Source organism: Bradyrhizobium sp. HKCCYLRH1034 (genome assembly GCF_051168375.1).
GTDB lineage: Bacteria > Pseudomonadota > Alphaproteobacteria > Rhizobiales > Xanthobacteraceae > Bradyrhizobium.
Genome location: NZ_JBNPUW010000006.1, coordinates 129,867 through 148,481, shown reverse-complemented (window position 1 = coordinate 148,481; position 18,615 = coordinate 129,867). Strand labels below are relative to the sequence as shown.

At 64.5% G+C, this 18,615-nt stretch carries 9 protein-coding genes; 4 read left to right on the top strand and 5 right to left on the bottom strand.

What is annotated here, in order from left to right:
- Positions 1–90: 90 nt before the first annotated feature.
- Positions 91–1,737, bottom strand: coding sequence for an ABC transporter substrate-binding protein (locus ACQR0W_RS16115; RefSeq protein ID WP_410051225.1), 1,647 nt, complete (start codon positions 1,735–1,737; stop codon positions 91–93).
- 218 nt (positions 1,738–1,955) lie between these two features.
- On the opposite strand from ACQR0W_RS16115, the gene ACQR0W_RS16110 reads away from it, so the two are divergent.
- Complete coding sequence (locus ACQR0W_RS16110; protein ID WP_315713710.1) at positions 1,956–3,551, top strand: ABC transporter substrate-binding protein; 1,596 nt, start codon at positions 1,956–1,958, stop codon at positions 3,549–3,551.
- Positions 3,552–3,636: 85 nt separating this feature from the next.
- Here ACQR0W_RS16110 and ACQR0W_RS16105 read toward each other — a convergent pair whose 3' ends face one another.
- The 3 genes from ACQR0W_RS16105 to ACQR0W_RS16095 form a co-directional block, all read right to left on the bottom strand.
- A complete protein-coding gene (locus ACQR0W_RS16105; protein WP_316169569.1) occupies positions 3,637–4,668 on the bottom strand; it encodes a hypothetical protein in 1,032 nt (343 codons plus the stop codon).
- A gap of 520 nt (positions 4,669–5,188) precedes the next feature.
- A complete protein-coding gene (locus tag ACQR0W_RS16100; RefSeq protein WP_316169570.1) occupies positions 5,189–7,414 on the bottom strand; it encodes a CHASE2 domain-containing protein in 2,226 nt (741 codons plus the stop codon).
- Positions 7,415–7,522: 108 nt separating this feature from the next.
- Positions 7,523–13,819, bottom strand: coding sequence for an Npun_F0296 family exosortase-dependent surface protein (locus tag ACQR0W_RS16095; RefSeq protein ID WP_316169571.1), 6,297 nt, complete (start codon positions 13,817–13,819; stop codon positions 7,523–7,525).
- 606 nt (positions 13,820–14,425) lie between these two features.
- On the opposite strand from ACQR0W_RS16095, the gene ACQR0W_RS16090 reads away from it, so the two are divergent.
- The 3 genes from ACQR0W_RS16090 (at position 14,426) to ACQR0W_RS16080 (ending at position 17,656) form a co-directional block, all read left to right on the top strand.
- Entirely contained in the window at positions 14,426–15,187 is a 762-nt protein-coding gene (locus ACQR0W_RS16090; RefSeq protein WP_315825911.1) for a transglutaminase-like cysteine peptidase, read from the top strand.
- A 196-nt stretch (positions 15,188–15,383) separates the two neighbouring features.
- The gene (locus ACQR0W_RS16085) at positions 15,384–16,133 is read left to right on the top strand and encodes an ABC transporter ATP-binding protein (RefSeq protein ID WP_315825910.1); all 750 of its coding nucleotides are present in this window, start codon (positions 15,384–15,386) and stop codon (positions 16,131–16,133) included.
- Entirely contained in the window at positions 16,130–17,656 is a 1,527-nt protein-coding gene (locus ACQR0W_RS16080; RefSeq protein ID WP_316169572.1) for a permease, read from the top strand. Before ACQR0W_RS16085 ends, ACQR0W_RS16080 begins: the two co-directional genes overlap by 4 nt.
- 5 nt (positions 17,657–17,661) lie before the next feature.
- On the opposite strand, the gene ACQR0W_RS16075 is transcribed toward ACQR0W_RS16080, so the two are convergent.
- Positions 17,662–18,567 (bottom strand): alpha/beta fold hydrolase, encoded by a 906-nt coding sequence (locus ACQR0W_RS16075; RefSeq protein WP_316169573.1) that lies wholly within the window; start codon positions 18,565–18,567, stop codon positions 17,662–17,664.
- Between the last annotated feature and the right edge of the window lie 48 nt (positions 18,568–18,615).

The following is an 18,615-nucleotide window of genomic DNA, read 5'->3' as shown; positions in this document are numbered from 1 at the left end:
AACCCTCGCCCACAAGGGGGGAGGGAGCGCAGCGGGGCAAGCGGCGAGATCAGCCTGCGAACGTGGACAAATACTCCACCACGCGAACGGCTACTCCACCGAGATCGGCGAGAAGTCGATGAACCAGCTCTTCGGCTGCACCACGCCCTTCACCTTCGGGCTCATCGCGCGCGGGCCGACGTCGTGCGCCACGTAGAGGAACGCCGCGTCATCGACCGACGCCGCATGCAGCTCCGCCAGCGCCTTGTCGCGCTCGGCCGGATCGAAAGTCTGGCGCGCCTTCTTCACCAGCTCATCGAACTTCGGGTTGTTGATGAAACCCCAGTTGTTGGAGACCGGCGGCGCCATCGAGGACTGCAGGAAGCGCACCAGCGCAAAGAAGGGGTCCATCGCCGCGTAGGTGACGTTGGTGGCGCTGGCGCCGTTGGCGGACGGATCCTTGGCGCCGCGGCGCCAGTTGGTGAACAGCGTGTTCCACTCGATGACGTCGAGCTTGACGTCGAAATAGCACTCGGCCAGTGCCTGCTGCAGATATTCGTTCATCGGCAGCGGCTGCATCTGGCCCGAGCCCGACGCCGACGTCTGCGTCTTGACCTCGAGCTTCTTGTTCGGGCCGTAGCCAGCCTCCTGCATCAGCTTCTGCGCGGCCGCCTTGTCGTACTTGATCTCGAAGGTGACGTTGCCGCGCCAGGGATGGCCCTTCTCGAAGGTTCCGGTCGCCGGCACCATCAGTCCGGCAAGCAGGCCGTCGCGCAGGCCCTCGCGATCGATGCAGAGGTTGGCGGCCTTGCGAACGCGGATGTCGTTCCACGGCGAGCCTTCGACGCGCGAGAACTGCCAGGGCCAGACATGCGGCTGCTCGTTGGCGTAGAGCTTGAAGCCGCGCTGCTTGATCTCCGGCAGCGCATCTGGCGCCGGCGCCTCGACCCAGTCGACCTGTCCGGACAGCAGCGCCGCGGTGCGCGCGTTCGCCTCGGGCATCGGCAGCAGGATCATCTTGTCGGCCTTGGGCACACGCGCCTTGTCCCAATAGGCATCGTTCTTGACCAGCTCCAGCCGCTCGCGCGGCGTGAACTTCGCCATCTTCCACGGACCGGTGCCCGAGGCATCCTTGGCGAAGGCGGCCCAGGCGGCTTGCGACTTCGCCTTGTCGTCGGCGCCGGTCGCGGACTCATAGAGTTTCTGCCACTTCGTCGGGCTCGCCATGAACAGATTGGTGAGGTTGATCGGCAGGAAGCTGTCCGGCTCCTTCGTCGTCAGTTCGACGGTGAGATCGTCGATCTTGCGCGCCGATGCCAGCGTCGGCATGCGCGAGGCGGTGACGCCGACCTGGCTCGGATCGAACTGCGGCGCGTCCTGCTTCAGCACCTTCTCGACGTTCCACACCACGGCGTCGGCATTGAACGGCGCGCCGTCATGGAAGGTGACGCCGGGACGCAGCTTGAACGTCCACTTGGTCTTGTCGGCATCGTCGACCTTCCACTCGGTGGCGAGGCCGGGAATGACGACGCTCGGCTTGTCCGCCGACGACAGGTCCCACATCGTCAGCGCGTCGTACATCGTGAGGCCGGTGAAGCGGTTGCCCTCGAAGCCCTGATCGGGCTGGCCGAGCGTGCGCGGAATGTCTGCGGCAGTCATGCCGATGCGCAATACGGTTTCCGCGCCCGCCTGCGCCGGCAGCACGAGGATGGCAGCGCTGGTCATCATGGCGGCCGCAACGGCCACGCGCGTCGTCATTGACGTAGCAATACGCAAAAGCACGATCAAGGTCTCCGATCCGCTGGCTAAATTCTGGGCAGCATTATGCAACGCCTATGCCAGCGGTGCTCCCGATCTCGTGCCTGCGACGCGAGGTCACAACCGTTTGTGCTCGAACGATCCGGTCAGAGGCTTGGCACCCCGATTGCAGGTCTTGCGCGTCGAATTTGATCCGGTTTCAACGGAGCTTCATCTTCATGCGTATCCGATTCTCATTACTCGCCACTGCGCTCGCGCTCAGTCTTTCCGCGGTCGCGGCGCGGGCCGAAACGGTTCTGCGCTACGGCATCTCGATGGCGGACATTCCGCTGACGACGGGCCAGCCCGATCGCGGCGCCGGCGCCTATCAGTTTACCGGCTACACGATCTATGATCCGCTGGTGGCCTGGGACATGAGCATCGCCGACAGACCGGGCAAGCTCATTCCCGGCCTCGCCACCGAATGGAAGATCGACGAGGCCGACAAGACCAAATGGCGCTTCACCCTGCGCAAGGGGGTCAAGTTCCACGATGGCAGCGACTTCAATGCCGATGCGGTGATCTGGAATCTGGACAAGGTGCTCAACGATAAGGCACCGCAGTTCGACAAGCGGCAGAGCGCGCAGGTCAAAACACGCCTTCCCTCAGTCGCGAGCTACGCCAAGATCGACGACTCCACGATCGAGATCACCACCAAGACGGTCGACTCCTTCTTCCCCTATCAGATGCTGTGGTTCCTGATTTCGAGCCCGGCGCAGTACGAGAAGCTCGGCAAGGATTGGGACAAGTTCGCCAGTCAGCCCTCCGGCACGGGACCATTCAAGCTGACCAGACTGGTGCCGCGCGAGCTCGCGGAGCTCACCAAGAATTCCGAATATTGGAACAAGGACCGGCTGCCGAAGACGGACAAGCTCGTGCTCGTGCCGATGCCGGAAGCGCTGACCCGCACCAACGCGCTGCTCGCCGGCCAGGTCGATCTGATCGAGACGCCGGCGCCGGACGCCGTGCCGCAGCTCAAGGCGGCCGGCATGAAGCTCGTCGACAACGTCACACCGCATGTCTGGAACTATCATCTCAGCGTGCTGCCGGGCTCGCCCTGGACCGACATCCGCCTGCGCAAGGCGCTCAATCTCGCGATCAATCGCGACGAAGTGGTCGGGCTGATGAACGGCCTCGCCAAGCCCGCCAAGGGCCAGGTCGACCCGTCGAGCCCGTGGTTCGGCAAGCCGAGCTTCGAGCTGAAATACGATCTCGCCACCGCCAAGAAGCTGGTCGAGGAAGCCGGCTATTCGCCAGCCAAGCCGCTGAAGACGACCTTCATCATCGCGCAGGGCGGCACCGGCCAGATGCTGTCGCTGCCGATGAACGAATATCTGCAGCAGAGCTTCAAGGAGATCGGCATCGACATCGACTTCAAGGTCGTCGAGTTGGAGACGCTGTACACGCATTGGCGCAAGGGCGCCGCCGACGAGATGAACGCCGGCATCACCGCCAACAACATCGCCTATGTCACATCGGACCCGCTCTACGCGATCGTCCGCTTCTTCGCCTCCGACCAGATCGCGCCCGTTGGCGTCAACTGGGGCGGCTACAAGAATCCCAAGGTCGATGCGCTGATTGCTGAAGCCAAGCAGACGTTCGATCCGGCCAAGCAGGACGAGTTGATCGCGCAGGCGCATGCGGCTGTGGTCGACGATGCGGTGCTGGTCTGGGTCGTGCACGACACCAACCCGCACGCGCTATCGCCGAAGGTCAAGAAGTTCGTGCAGGCGCAACACTGGTTCCAGGACCTGACGACGATCGGGGCGGAATAACTGACCGGGCCGGCTGCCGTCGCGCTCGCAAAGAAAGAAGCCCGGCGTTTTGCCGGGCTTCCTCCTCAGCACGATAGCCAGTATTTCATTTCCCGAAGGCGCCCGAGTCAAACTTGTAGGAGGCCTGGAGAAAGCCGCCGTACCGCTCGTAGCTGAAGGTCGTGGGCGACCCCGGGACTCCAGGAAATTGGGTGGTCCCACTGGTCGTCCGGGCGTACCAATAGCGGCCACCGACGCCGACGCTGAAATTTCTCGTCACGTCGTATGACACAATGCCCTCGAGCTGGTAGCCCCAGCCATTTCCAGATTGCGGAAGCGGATTGATGTCGGGCCGCAGCCAGTGATTGTCGAATCCGCTCAGCCGGACATAGGGCAGAACGGCGCCATCGAGGGTGACGTTCCAGTTCTGGCCGAGCTTGAAGACGCCGTTCAACCCCACGCGGAGCGAATCCCAGTTCTCGGTCTTGCTGAGCACCAGCACGCCCCCCGCAACAGGATCGAGACCACAGATAAACGGATTGGTCGCGACCTGGGTACATCCGTATGCGTTCACGGTTTCGTAGAAATGATTGTAGCCGACGAAGCCGCCGACCTTGAACGCCGGCCCCCTCCAGAAATTGTAGCCGGCGTCGATCGTGCCGTACCAAAGCCTGCCGCTGTTCACGCTGCTGTCCGTATTCGAGTACGGAATGACGGCCGGCGGGAAGTCTTCGTCGTTGAGCCTGCCGCTGAAGATGTTGCCACCGCCCGCAAAGCCCTTGGCGAAGAAACCCAAACTGTGATCGGCCCTGGCGAACCCCTCGCCGGCCTGGCTGTTGAGATTCTTGTAGGTCAGCAGAGAATTGGTTTGGCCAGCGACGAAAGGATCGCCCAACGTGTAGCGGGTGCGGCCCGAACTGTAGAAATAGCGGGCGCCGACCTCGAACTCCCACAACGAGACCGGCGGAGGCGGCGCCTTGACCGGGAGATCCGCGGCCGACACCGCGCCCGCCCCGAGCACACAAGCCACAGCAGCAATGAGGCTGCCCGCAACTGGTAGAGTGAAACGCTTGATCGCACCCCGTGCCGGCCTGCCCTGCGTCAAACCGGCCGCACTCCCGTCCTCAGAAGACTGCATCGATGCCCCCCATCTGCATGCACTTTCTATCTTGAGTAGAAAAATGCTACAAGCACGCGCAGATTCATGCAATCGACGTCACATGACACAAGTTGCTTCTTATCCCGCTGTTGCAACCTCGCAACAAACGCGATGCGCTCGACGCCTGCTCGATTGCGCTATCCTTGTACCCGTCCCGCAGACTGGAGCGCGCTATCGTTCGGTCAAGCTCGTCATCCTGTCGCTCGCATTCATCGGCAAGCTCGCGGCGGTGGACGCCCAGACATCATCCAATGGGCCTGTAAACCCCTTCGTCCCATCGTCATCGAAGCAGGATGCGGGCAAGCTGCCGCGTGCCAAGCGAAGTCTCCCGCCACGGCATTCCACCCGCCCCGTCCCCGGCACGGATGAGCGCAGCAAGCGTTGCCCGCCCTATTCGGCTTATGTGGTCTGCAAATGATGAGCATACTCATCGCGCGGGCACCGGACCAGGCCAACGAGGCCGCCGCGACATGATGCGAACTCGGGAACGGACCACCGGCTACTTCGTCAGCAGTGCGTACGCCCCGTTCCAATCCTCGGGCGGCGGATTGACCTGGTAGTTGCGGATGCGTGCGTCATAGAGATCATAAAGCTTGGCCAAGTCTTGTCCCTGGTCGCTCTTGCGGCCGCGCTCGATCGCGGCCAGCGCCCCTTCCCAATCGCGGCTGCGATAGCTCGCCAGCATCTCGATGGTGAGGTTGCGGAGCAACTGGAAGCGCTCGGAGTACATCACGTCCTCGCGGCCGGCGATGGCGTAGATCACCTCCGGTTCGGTCTTACCCTTGACCATGATGAAGTCGAGCTCGAGAATCGCGAGCCGGTCCTTCACGGCCATCGCAGTCGCCGAGCCGACGATGATCGGAAAGCCGTACTCCTTGGTCTGGCCCTCCAGGCGCGACGCGAGGTTGACGCTGTCGCCAAGCGCCGAATAGTTGAACTTCAGGTCGGAGCCCATGTTGCCGACCACGCCGATGCCGGTGTTGAGGCCGATGCCGACCTTGAGCGGAATGTAGACGTGGCCGCCATGCTCGGCCTCCTGCTCGCGTTCGCCGTTCACCTGATCGATCCGCTCGAGCATGTCGAGCGCCGCCTCGCAGGCATTGATCTGATGATCCTTGTCGGCGAGCGGCGCGTTCCAGAACGCCATGATGGCGTCGCCCATGTATTTGTCGACATAGCCCTTGCGGGCGATGATGGCGTTGGTCAGCGGCGTGAGGAAGCGGTTCATCAGCTGCGTCAAGCCCTGCGGATCGTGCTTGTAGCTCTCCGAGATCGTGGTGAAGCCGCGCACGTCCGAGAACATCACCGTGATCTCGCGCTCCTCGCCGCCCAGCGTCGGCGGCGATTGGGCAAGCTGCTCGACCAGCACCGGCGACAGATATTGCCCGAACACCGAGCGCATCTGCCGGCGCTGATTCTGCTCGCGGACGAAATTGGCGAAGATCAGCGTCAGATAGATCGCCGTCGTCGACAGCATCGGATAGGTGAAGTCGATCAGGAGCCGGTGCTGGGTGTAGAAGTACCAAGACAGGCCAAGCAGCGCGCTCGCGAACACCGCTCCCACGATCACCAGCGTAATGGCGCCGAGCTGCGGAGCGAAGACGATGACGAGCAGCCCTAGCAGGAGCGCGCCAAAGAACTCGACCACGACGCCCCAATAAGGCCGCGCCAGGATCGACCCGGTGAGCACCGACTCCAGCACCTGGGCGTGCACCTCGACGCCCGGCATCGCCGAATAGACAGGTGTTGTCTTGATGTCATTCAGGCCAATCGCGGATGGCCCGATCAGGATCAGCTTCCTCGCGATCTTCTCCGGTGGTACGCGGCCCTCGAGCACGTCGATGGCGGAGACATAGATGGATGGGTCATGATTGGCGTAATGGACCCAGATCTTGCCGTTGCCGTCAGTCGGAATGTGAACGCTGCCCAGCCCGATGCTGGTGATACCGCCTGGATCGGCCTTGACCAGAACAGTGCCGGACCCGGTCAGGACCCGCAGCATTTCGAAGCTCAGCGCCAGCATCTTGATGTCCTGGGCTCGCATGACCATGGGCACCCGGCGGACGATGCCGTCACGCTCCGGCTCGATCGTGAACAGGCCCCGGCCGGCCGCCGCATGCTCGATCAGCGGCACGTTGCGCAACAGCCCCGGGAACGGCTCCATGAAGGGGATGGGCTCCCCTACCATCGCAAATCCGGTCTCCGGCAGCGTCTTGTCGGGTTCGGCCCGCACGTCGCGGCTCGCCGTCTCGCCGAGGACGACGCGCGACCGGCGCAGGGAATCGGCGAGCACCTGATCGTTCGACGGCAGCGCCCTCAGCTTTTCGCGCGTCGCTTCGTCGAGGCTGGGAAAGGTCTCAGCTGCAATCGCGGGATTCAGCCGGTCCGGCTCGGCGAACACGACGTCGAAGGCGATGACAAGCGCGCCGAGCTGCGTCAGTTTGTCGACGATCTCGGCGATCCGCGTCCGCGGCCATGGCCACTGACCGAGCTTGGGGTCGGCGACACTCTTCTCATCGATGTCGACGATGGTGACCGGGCGCATCGTCTTGACCCGGGGGCTGAACGCCTGGAAGTTGTCGAAGGCGCGGAGGCGTAGCTCCTGCATCGGCGCGGGATCGGCAGCGCGCAGCGCCGCGAAGGCGACCAGCAGCACCAGGCACATCAGGCGCGCAAAGCCGAACTTGCGTGCGAACCATCGAGGAACTGCTCTCAATCGCTTCATGCAGCATCCGATATCACGCCGAGGCGGGCGATCCGAGGCGTCTGATCGTCTCCAAAGAGCGCTCGGCTTGGCAACGCCGGCGCCCGCATCGCAGACGGACGTGCGGGCTCAGACGAGGTGGAAACCGTCGTGATGCGCCTTGAATTGATCCAACGTCACCCCCTTGAGCGTGAGCGTATCATGCACCGCATCGGTGATGACGGTGTCGTGGCCGCCATTGGCCGACTGCGCGGCAGCGACCATCGCTTCGACGCTGGCAAACAGCGAATGATCGAGCTCGACGATGTCCTTGTTGAGATCGAAATCGCCGATCGTGGCGCTGCCGAAATGCGGGTTGAAGACGAAGGTGTCGTTGCCGTCCTTGCCGAAGATCGTCACGCCGCCGCCGACATTGACGAAATTGTCGTTCTGGTCCGTGCCGTTGATCGTCGATGCGCCGTTGCCGGCCAACGTGACGGTCAGCGCCTTGGTCGCAGTTCCGCCTCGGCCGTCGCTGACGTCCGCCTGATAGGTCACGGTCAGCGTGTCACCGGGATTGAGAAAATCCAGGTTCACATCGGCCGGATGATATGTCCAGTGCAGCACCTCGGAGCCGCCATCGGATATCGCGCTGTCGAAGGTGATCGCGTGGGCATCGGCCAGCGCCTGGACATGCGCGTTCGAGGGCAGGCTCGGCAAGCCATTGTATTTGATCACGCCGTTCTGGACCACCGAAGCGGTCAGCGTGTCGCCGACATCCCTGTCGAGCACCGTCAAGGTGCCGGACATGCCGCTCGTCAATTTCACCGGCTGATCGGCGATGAAGCCGGCCGAAACACTGTCGAGCTCGAACGCATTCTGGCTGCTGGCGAGCACCACCTTGTTGAACGGCGACAGGCCGAGAAACTCGACATAGCCGTTCGAGGCCAGCGACGCCTGCCCGCCATTGGCGAGCAGCGGCGCGACGTCGCTGCCCGTGTAGGACGCCACCAGCTTGTTGCCGTTGTAGAAGGAGATGCTGTTGTAGCTGTCGACCGAGCCCCAATACAGCCCGAAGCTGTTCTTGACGCTGTCGAAGGTGATGGTCTCCTGGGCGTGGCTGCCGACGCTGAGATAGTTGGTCTTGTCGGCGCCGTCGGCCATGTAGGGCGCCGCCGACACCGGGGAGGAGCCGTGCACGATTCCCGCATTGCCGCTGGCCGTGAAGGTTGCGTGCAGCGCCTCGCTGTAGAAGCTGCCGTGACCGCGCCCGTTGTCGGAGATCGAGCCCTCCGACACGCGATCGAACGTCTCGGTCGGCATGCCCTCGGCATTGGTCTTGGCGGTGCTCGCCAGCACGGTCGCCCGCTCGGCCAGGACGACGGTCTGCACGGTCGGATCGGTCTCGCCGGCGATGACGGGCGCGTCCTCGGCGCCATTGACCGTGATGGTCACGGGCACGTTCTGAACGCCGCCGTGGCCGTCGGCGATCTCGATTGTGTAGGTCAGCGTCACGTGCTGGCCGGCTCCGAGATAGTCGAACGCCTTGTCGCTGGCAGCGAAGCTCCAGGCCTGCGATCCCGCACCGTTGCCGGACTCGGTGAGCGCACCGAGTGACAGCCAGCTCTTGAGCACGGTCATGTCCGACGGCAAGCCGCCGTCGTTGCCCGAGGTCGCGACGTCGCCGATCACCTTCAGGACATGCGTGTCGGTGACATCCGCGTCCGTGAAGGTGATGGTGCCGCTCGCGGTGTCGGGCAGATCCGAGCCGGACTTGGCCGCACGCTCGGCGACGTCGGCCGCCTGCGCATCGCTCGTCACGACCGGCAGATCGTTGGTGCCAGTGATGGTGATCACAATGTCCGAGGCCACCATACGGCCCTGGTGATCATCGACCTGAACCGTGGTGGTCACCATAACGGTCTGGCCGGCGCCGAGAAAATCCAGCTTCCCGTCCGCAATGGCATAGGTCCAGTCGATCTTGCCATTGTTGGCGTTGCCGCCCTGGCTGAGCCGCAGGGCGTGTTCGAGCGCAGCGATCTGATCCGAGTTCAGCTGATTCGACAGATCGGTCTGCTGGTCAGACGCAGTCCAGGTCACGCTTTGCGTACCGATCGATGCGGTCGGCCGATCGGTCAGGTCGACATCGGCGAAATGAATGCTTCCGCTGGCTCTCTGCGGATCGGACGCGCCCGTCTGCGCTGCCGCTTCCGTGATCGCACCCGGCCGGCCGGCATCTGTGATCACCGGCGCAGTGTCATCAGCGATCAGGGTGATCAGAGTGCCACCATTCGCGTCTTTGCTACCGGCGAAATGCAAGTCGCTGAAATCGCCGACAAGTGTGAGGGCGATGCTGTGCCCTTGGCCATCGACGACGGTAAGTACGCCCGTGTCCGCATCGTAAGACGCCGTCGTGGCCTCCGTCCATTTGATCGTCTGTAGATCGATCTTGTCGCCTACTCCGAGGCCGGCGAGTTTGGCGGAGAAGCTGGCGTCGTCGATGACGATCTCGCTGCTTCCCTTGCTGCTGAAGTCGATCGTCTGTTCGATATGGCCGTCGATCTTCAGGATGGCGTCGGCATCGACCTTGATCTGGCCGGAGCCTTGGACATCGCCAGTGATCTCGAACGTACCGCCCGTGATCTCGATCGTGCCGTCGTTGTAGATCGTTCCACTGAGGCCGCTCGTGCCGCTCGCCGTGATCGTGCCATGGACATGCAGCTCACCATCGCCGCTCACCTTGGTGTCGGCGAGATCGAGGTAAGCGCCGAGATCGACGGTGAAGACGTGGAGATTCTCGACGTCTACCCCGCTCAGCGTCACGTGACCGGCGATCTCCAGCGTGCCCGCGATCTGGATCTTCAAGGTGCCGCCCGTGAGCGTCGTGCTCCCGTCGAGCACCAGCGTCGACGGGACCGGCATCTCACCATCCTCATCGATGATGATCTGACCGTCCGTGTTATCGATGGTGACATTGTCGAACGTGGTCGCCACCGCAGTCTCGACATGCACGATGCCGTGGTTGACGAGATCGCCGCCGGTGATCGTGCTGCTCTCGATCACTAGCACCGCGCCGTCGTCCACCTGGACTGTGCCGGAATTGTCGACGGTGACACCGGCCAGGGTCGCGGTCTCGTCTGCAGCGACCTCGAGCGTCGAGCCGTCGCCGATCGTGATGCCGACGTCGGTCAACGACGCGCCGCCCTGAACGGTCAGGATCGCCGTCATTTCCGCAAGCGGACCGGTCTCGCCGATCAGCAGTTCTCCGCCAGCGACGGCGCTGCCGTCGATCGTGCTGTCGCCGTCGACGGAGATCGTCCCATGGCTGGTGATAGCGCCGCCGGCGATGCTCGTGCCGCTCAGAGAGAGAGCACCAGCCAGCGCAATGGTGATCGCGGCGGCGTTCGCATTGGTGATCGTCTCGTCCTCGAACGCATTGCCGCTGCCGGACACGGCGATCGTGTCGAAATTGTCGAGCGTCCCGCCGATCAGCGCGGCGTGGCCGATCAGGGCCACCGCTCCGCCGGACTCGTTGATCAGCGTGCCGCCGCTGACGCGCGCCTGTGACAGGGTCAGCGTTCCGGCGTCTTCGACCGTGATCGTACCATCGGTATTGTCGATGCTGGTGTCGTTGGCGAGCGCGAGCGCGCCACCCGCCTTGATGTCGATCAGGCCGACGTTCGTGACGATCTCGTTCGAGATGGCATTTCCGGCGCCAGACACATCGACCGCGCCGAAATTGGTCAGCTGGCCATTGCTGATGTCGGCTCCGCCTTTCAGGACGAGCAGACCGTTGGCTTGCGGCGGCGTTTGCCCGTCGTTCTCCAGCGTGCCAAAATTCTGAACGATCGGCATTCCCTGGATCAGAATGGTGCCGCCATCGATGCTGCCACCCTCCAGGGTCAGCGTCGCGCCCTGGTCGACCTGGATGAGGCCGGAGGAGTCCTCACCGCCGTTGGTGACGTCGCCGTGCACGGTCAGCGTACCGCCGGACAGCTCGATCGTTCCGGTGTTGAAGATGCCGGCGCTCGCCCCGAACACGCCGCCACCAGCCAGCAGCACGGTGCCGGCATTGTGAAACTCGCTTTGCTCGAGGATCTGCACCGAGCCGCCGACGGTGATCGTCGCACCCGAGAAGTTGTAGATGAGCGAGTCGGCCTTGGCCGTCAGCGCGCCGCTGATCGTCAGCGTGCCGTTATTGTCGAGCTCCGGAACGGCGCCGCCGCCGAAATCATTCAGCGTGACCGATTTGGCATAGGCGTAGGCGTCGTCATCGATCGTCACCGGAAAGGCCGGCGTCAGGCCGTGCAGCTGATCGGTGATGATGATGACGTCATCATCGGCGGTCGGAGCCAGACCGGTTGCCCAGTTCGCGCCGTCGCTCCACAGATGAACCTGCCCCCCGCTGCTCTCGCCAGGCTGCGTCGTGGCGATCCAGACCACCGCCGGATCGTCGGTGCCGGTGATCGTCACCGTGACCGTCTGCGTCGATGTCGCGCCTTGCGAGTCCGTCACGGTCACGGTGTAGGTGAGCGTCAGCGTCTGGCCTGCGGGAATGAAATCCGCGACATAGACCGGCAGGTTGGCGAAGCTCCAATTGATCTTGCCGGTGCCGCTTCCGGTGCTGTCGGAGGCCAGAGACGCAGTCAGGGCCTGTTCGAACAGCGCGAACGGGGCCGGCGGAATGCTGCCGCCGCCCTCCAAAACCGCGCTGGTCAGCTTCGCCGAGACGGTATGGCTGTCCGTGAGATCAACGTCCGTGAAGGTCAGCGTGCCTGAGGTCGGATCGTCCGATGTCAGCGGGCCGCCGGGCACGCTGGTGCCGCCCTCGAACGCGATGGTCTGGACGCTCGCGACGATCTCGGGCTTGTCGTTGGTCCCCGTCACGGTGATCGTGATCGGGACCAGAGCGAATTCGTTGGACGGCGCAAAGTTGTTGTCGACGCGGACGATGTAAGTCAGCGTCAGCGTTTCACCTGCCGCCAAAAAATCGAAATACTTGTCGGGAACGCTGTAGGTCAGCGTCGCCGTGCCGAAATTCTTGTTGTTCGGATCGGGCGTGACCGTGATCTTCACCGCGGTCGCCAGGACGTCCTGCAATTGTAGGGCATTCAACGAGGCCGTGACGTCGGCCTGCTGCGCGCTCTTATAGGCGTAGGAACTGAAACTGACGGACACCGTCGGCCGGTCGATGCCATTGACGTCGACGAAATTGACGCGACTGAGCACGGCGTCGAGATCGGCGCCGTTCCCGGTCTGACCGGCGCGCTCCATAATTCCGAAAGCCGTCGTCAGCCGGCCGCCGGTATCGAGAATCCTGACTTCCGGCGGACCCGGGATGTGCGACAGCTGCTCGCCGGTCTGGCCAGTCCCGGTCGTCGCGCCGGTGTCGTCGACCACGCGGATGATCGGCGTCGCGCTGGTGCCATTGGGCAAGGTCAGCGGCGTCAGCGTCTGCGGCACCCCGATGTCGGTGAAATGGGTCGTCGACTTCGGATTGCTGTTGTCGGTGAACTTCAGCGTGAAGACGTCATTGATGAGCTTCTGGATGTCCGGCGTGAGCGGGACAGCGCTCTGATTCACGATTCCGTTGCTGATCTGGATCTGCTGTCCGGCCTGATTCACCACAGCGATCGGCTGCAGCGTCGTCTTGTCGAACAGAACGTAGGAGCCGGTGTGGCCATCGGGCTCGACCAGCACCTGGAACTTGGCATCGGGCAGACTGCCCTGCCCCGGCACCGTGAAGTCGATCTCGACCAGCACGGCCGTGCCGCGAATGCCCATGGTCGCCACGGGCGTGTCGACCTTCATGTCGCCATGCTTGGCGGTCTCGCCGGCCACGAACGAGATCGTGCCGGCGACGAGGCTGATCAGCGAGGAATTGTTCGACCCGTTGGGGTCGTACACCATTTCATTCAGCACCATCCGCGCATTCGACGACAGGCCGAACACGGTGCCGTCGATGAAGGTGATGCCGAGCGTCGAATCCGAGCCGGACTGGACGACGTCGCCCTTCTCGACGTTGTCGCCGTTGTGAAGGAGGATCGAAACGCCGTTGCGGATGACCGTCGCGGTGCCCTGCAGCTTGGTCACATGGCCGATGACCTTGCTCACGCTCGCGGCCGCCCCGGCCTGGCTGACCTGCACCGCGCCGGAGAGCGCGTTGACGAGGTCGCCGTTCAGATGCGCGCCGTCCGGCGAGGCCAGCGGCGCGCGTTTCTCGCCCTTGAAATAGTCCGGCAGCACCATCTCGCGTCCGTCGGACGACAGGATCAGGTCGAGACCAGACCGCTTGAAATCGGCATTGAACAGAAAATGCGCGTCCGGAACGACGATCGCGTCGGTCGGCGCATGGGCATGCGGCGTCTCCAGCCGCACGTGACCGTGCGAAGAGGCGCCCCGGCCTTCGGAGAAAAGCGCGGCGTCAAAATTGCCAGCGTAATTCAAGGGGCCACCGACTATGGTTAATGAATACATAAGAATGAGTGTTCAAGGCGTGCATATCACTGGCAAGTGTCTGGCGGAACCACCTTCAGCTTGTGCTTCAGGTGGCCAAAAACGGCGGCTTCCGCGGGATCGCTACGATGTTGTCGAGTTTCTGCCCTCTTTAAAGCTGACCCCGGCCGAGACCTGCCAAGTCAAAATTCACGTCGCTTCAGAAAATCAAAGTAATTCCAAGTATTCATAGGCCATCCAATACCTTTGCCGACATCAACATCCGCACCGGCTTACCCCTGACAACGGATTTCAAGTGGAGGACTGCGGGTGGGAGAACAAGAATCGACGAATTGCATCAATTTGGCAGGAGCTGCGGATGGGTTCGAAGCACAACTTCACCGCGAACCCTCCAGACCTTCGCGACCATCGTTCAGCTTTCGCTAGGATTTGTCGCATCGGAGCAACACAACGTTCAGCGTAAATCCTGCGATTTGGTCGCCGGATTGCCGGTTTTAAGCAGAGGCCAAGCCTTCGCACCCATGCTGACCCCCAACAAGCATCCGGTTCCGTCAGGCGCTGCGTCGCGCCGGCCGAGATCCGGGCACGGGGCGTCACATGAATTTTCTCGCGCTGATGCGCGCATCGCTGGCGGTCGCGGCCGCCAGCGCCGCCATATGGATCGGCAGCCCAGCGGGCGCCGGTCCTGTCGCGCAGCCATTGGGGTTCGCAACCGCCATCGAGGATACGGCCGAGCCATTCGGCCTGCCGCGGGTCGGCCTGGAAGCAGGCCCGTTGCGCGACAAATGGTTGGCGCTCGCGCGCAAGCTCGAAGACGAGCGCGTGCAGCTTGCGCTGTGCGATGGCGACCGCGAGCGCTGCGTCTCCCCTGCCGCCCTCAGCCTGCTGGCGATCATCGATCAGGGCCGTCTCCGGGCGGGACGGGCAAGGCTCGGCGAGATCAATCGGGCGGTCAATCTGGCCATCCGGCCGGCCAGTGATCTCGCTCAATATGGCCAGGTGGACGTGTGGGCCTCCCCTCTCGCTACCTTCGAACGCCGTGCCGGCGATTGTGAGGACTACGCGATCGCCAAGCTCGTCGCGCTTCGGATGGCCGGCGTTGCCATCGACGATCTGCGGATCGTGATCCTGCACGATGTCGTCCGGGACGAGGATCACGCCGTCGCGGCGGCGCGCCTCGACGGGCATTGGCTGATGCTCGACAATCAGCGGATGGCGATGATCCAGGACAGCGATGCGCGGCAGGTGCGGCCGTTGTTCGTGATCGACGAGACCGGCATCTCCCGGTATCAGGCCTTGCCCCTGATGGCGGAGGTCCGGGCGCTGTCGCCTGAGGGGACGGCTTCCGTGAACTATTGACGATCGCGCATCGTTGCCGCGTGCCCACAACTTGAGACGTGGCCGGGAGTTCACGGGACGAGGACGGCAGGAATGCGGCCAGTGCGCCGACGGAACCGGCCGGCACCGAAGGACACGATGCGGCGGCTCGTTCACCGCGCCGCAACGAGTTGCATCCACATTGCAGACGCGAACCGAACGAGGCGATAGTGCCGTCATGACCCCAGGCAGCCCCGCCCTCGCCGTGCGAGGACTGACGAAATGTTTCGAGCGGCCGGCGGTCGATGCGCTCGACCTCGTGGTGCGCTCGGGTGAATTCTATGCACTGGTCGGCCCGAACGGCGCCGGCAAGACGACGACGCTGCGCATGGTCGCGGGCCTGCTGCGGCCGGATGCCGGGCGGATCGAGATCTTCGGCATCGATGCACTGCGCGACCCGATCGCCGCCAAGCAGGTGATGGCCTGGGTCTCCGACGAGCCCATGATCTACGACAAGCTCACGCCGCTCGAATATCTCGAGTTCGTCGCCGGACTGTGGGGCATCGATCCGGCGGCCTCGAGTAACGCGGCAACCGAACTTCTGGTCTCGCTCGGGCTGGAGCCGCATCTGCACGAGCGCTGCGAAGGCTTTTCCAAGGGCATGCGCCAGAAGGTCGCGCTCGCCGGCGCGCTGATCCACGACCCGCGGCTGATCATCCTGGACGAGCCGCTGACGGGCCTGGACGCGGTGTCGGCGCGGCACGTCAAGGGCCTGCTCGCCGAGCGCGTCCGCCGCGGCGGCACGGTGATCATGACCACGCACATTCTCGAAGTCGCCGAGCGCATGGCCGACCGGATCGGCGTGATCGCCGCCGGGCGCGTCGTCGCCGAAGGCACTCTGGCCGAGCTGCGCCAGCAGAACGGACGCACCGACACCAGCCTGGAGGAGTTGTTCATCGCACTGGTCGACGTCGAGTCCGCGGCATGACGCGGGCGGCGACGCTCGCCTGGTTCGCCCGTCACGAGCTCCGGCTCGCCTGGCGGGAATGGCTCGGCATGATCACGGCCGGCAGGCGCCGCCGCACGCGGGCCGCCATCATCGGTCTCGTGCTGTTCGGCGCCCTCATGCATCTGCCGGCCTGGGTCGTGGTCGGTCGCTACGCCGATCTCGAGCTGCCGCTCGACAAGACCGCGCTGATCGTCATCACCGCGACCATCATGCTGTCCTGGGCGCTGATGCTGTCGCAGGCGATCGAATCCGTCACACGCGTGTTCTACGCCCGTGCCGACCTCGATCTCATCATGTCGTCGCCGGTGCGGCTGGCCGAGATCTTCTCCGTCCGGATCGCGGCGATCGCGCTCTCCGTGACCAGCATGGCGCTGCTGCTCGCGACCCCCTTCGTCGACGTGCTGCTGATCGAGGGTGGCACGCGCTGGCTCGCGGCGTTCGTCGTGGTCGCGGCCGTCGGCCTGTCGGCGGCCGCGGTCGCCATTGCCATCACGATCGTCCTGTTCCGCCTCATTGGTCCGGCGCGAACGCGGCTGGTCGCCCAGATCCTGGCGGCCGTGATCGGCGCCGGCTTCGTCATCGTGCTGCAGATCGCGGCGATCGTGTCCTATGGCACGCTGTCGCGCTTCGCCATCCTCACCTCGGATGCCGCGGCCGCCATCGCGCCCGATCCCGACAGTCTTGTTTGGCTGCCGGCTCGAGCGGCGCTCGGCGACGGCCAGGCGCTGCTGATTCTGCTGGCAGCCGGACTGTTGTTGCTCGGCGTCGTCATGATGGTGTTCTCGCCGCGCTTCGCCGACACCGCGATCAGCGCCGCGGCCCAGGGCATCTCCAGCCGCGCCGGCGCACGCCTCAGGTCGTTTCGGGGCGGCTCGCGGCAGCAGTCGCTGCGGCGCAAGGAGTTCATGCTGCTGCGGCGCGATCCCTGGCTGATCTCGCAGACGCTGATGCAATTGCTCTATCTGGTGCCTCCGGCGCTGCTGCTGTGGCGCAGCTACTCCGACAGCTCGCAGGCGGTGTTCCTGATCACGCCGGTCGTCGTGATGGCGGCGGGCCAGCTCGCGGGCGGCCTCGCCTGGCTCACCATCTCCGGCGAGGACGCGCCCGAGCTGGTGGCGACGGCGCCGCTGCCGGCGACGCGCATCGTGCGCGCCAAGGTCGAGGTCGTGCTGATCACGATCGCGATGATCTTCGCTCCGCTCGTGCTTGCGCTCGGTTGGGGCGCACCGGCGCAGGCGGTGGTCACAGCCGTTGCCGTTCTGGTCGCGACCGTCTCCTCCACGGCCATCCAGCTCTGGTTCCGGATCCAGGCGCGTCGCAGCCAGTTTCGCCGCCGCCAGACCTCGTCGCGGCTGGCGACCTTTGCCGAGGCGTTCTCCTCGATCGGCTGGGCGGCGACCGCGGCGCTGGCGCTCGCGCTGCCCGAGGCCGCCATCGTCTGCGGCCTGATGACCGCGGGCCTGTTGCTCGCGGCCTGGAAGCTGAGCCCGGCGCGGGCCTGAAGCGTTCAGCGCAGCAGCTCCGTCACGGCGGCGGCGAACGCCTCCGGCTCTTCCTGCGGCAAATTGTGGCCGGCCCGCGCGATCACGCGATGGCCGATCCGGTTGCCGAACTTCGCAGCATGCGCCTGGCCGTCCGTCGCCGGGATCACGCCGTCGGCGTCGCCATCGAGCGTGATCGTAGGCACGGTGATGACGGGCAGGGTCGCCAATCGCCGCTCCAGCTCCTGATAGCGCGGATCCCCATCGGCCAGCCCGTAGCGATGCCGATAGCTGTGGATCACGACATCGACGTGATCGGGATTGTCGAACGCCTCCGCCGCGCGCGCGAAGGTCGCATCGTCGAAGCGCCAGTGCGGCGACCATTGCCGCCACAGCAGCCGTGCGATGTCGGCGCGGTGGGCGGCGAGCCCGGCGCGGCCGCGCTCGGTCTGGAAGTACCACTGATACCAGAACGCGAACTCGCGCGGCACCGGCGCCGGCTCCAATGCCCGCGCGATGTCCTGGATCAGATAGCCGTTCACGGAGACCAGGCCCGTGCAGCGCTCGGGCCACAGCGTCGCGCCGACGCAGGCGGCCCTGCCACCCCAATCATAGCCGGCGAACACGGCGCGCGGGATCGCCAGCGCATCCATCAGCGCGACCAGATCGGCGCCGACCGCGGCCTGCTGGCCCGAGCGCGGCGTCGATGCGTTGCGGAAACGAGTGGGTCCATAGCCGCGCAGATAGGGCACGATGACGCGGCAGCCCTGCGCGGCGAGGCGCGGCGCGACCTCGACATAGGAGTGGATATCGTAGGGATAGCCGTGCAGCAGGATGACGACGGGGCCATCGGCCGGCCCGCTCTCGACATAGGCAATGCGGAGCACGCCTGCGTCGATCTCCCGCAACGGCTGCAACACCCGATCCGTCATGCCATCTCTCCACGTCGTCGCGCCGCGCTCTCGAGCCGGGCGTTGCGC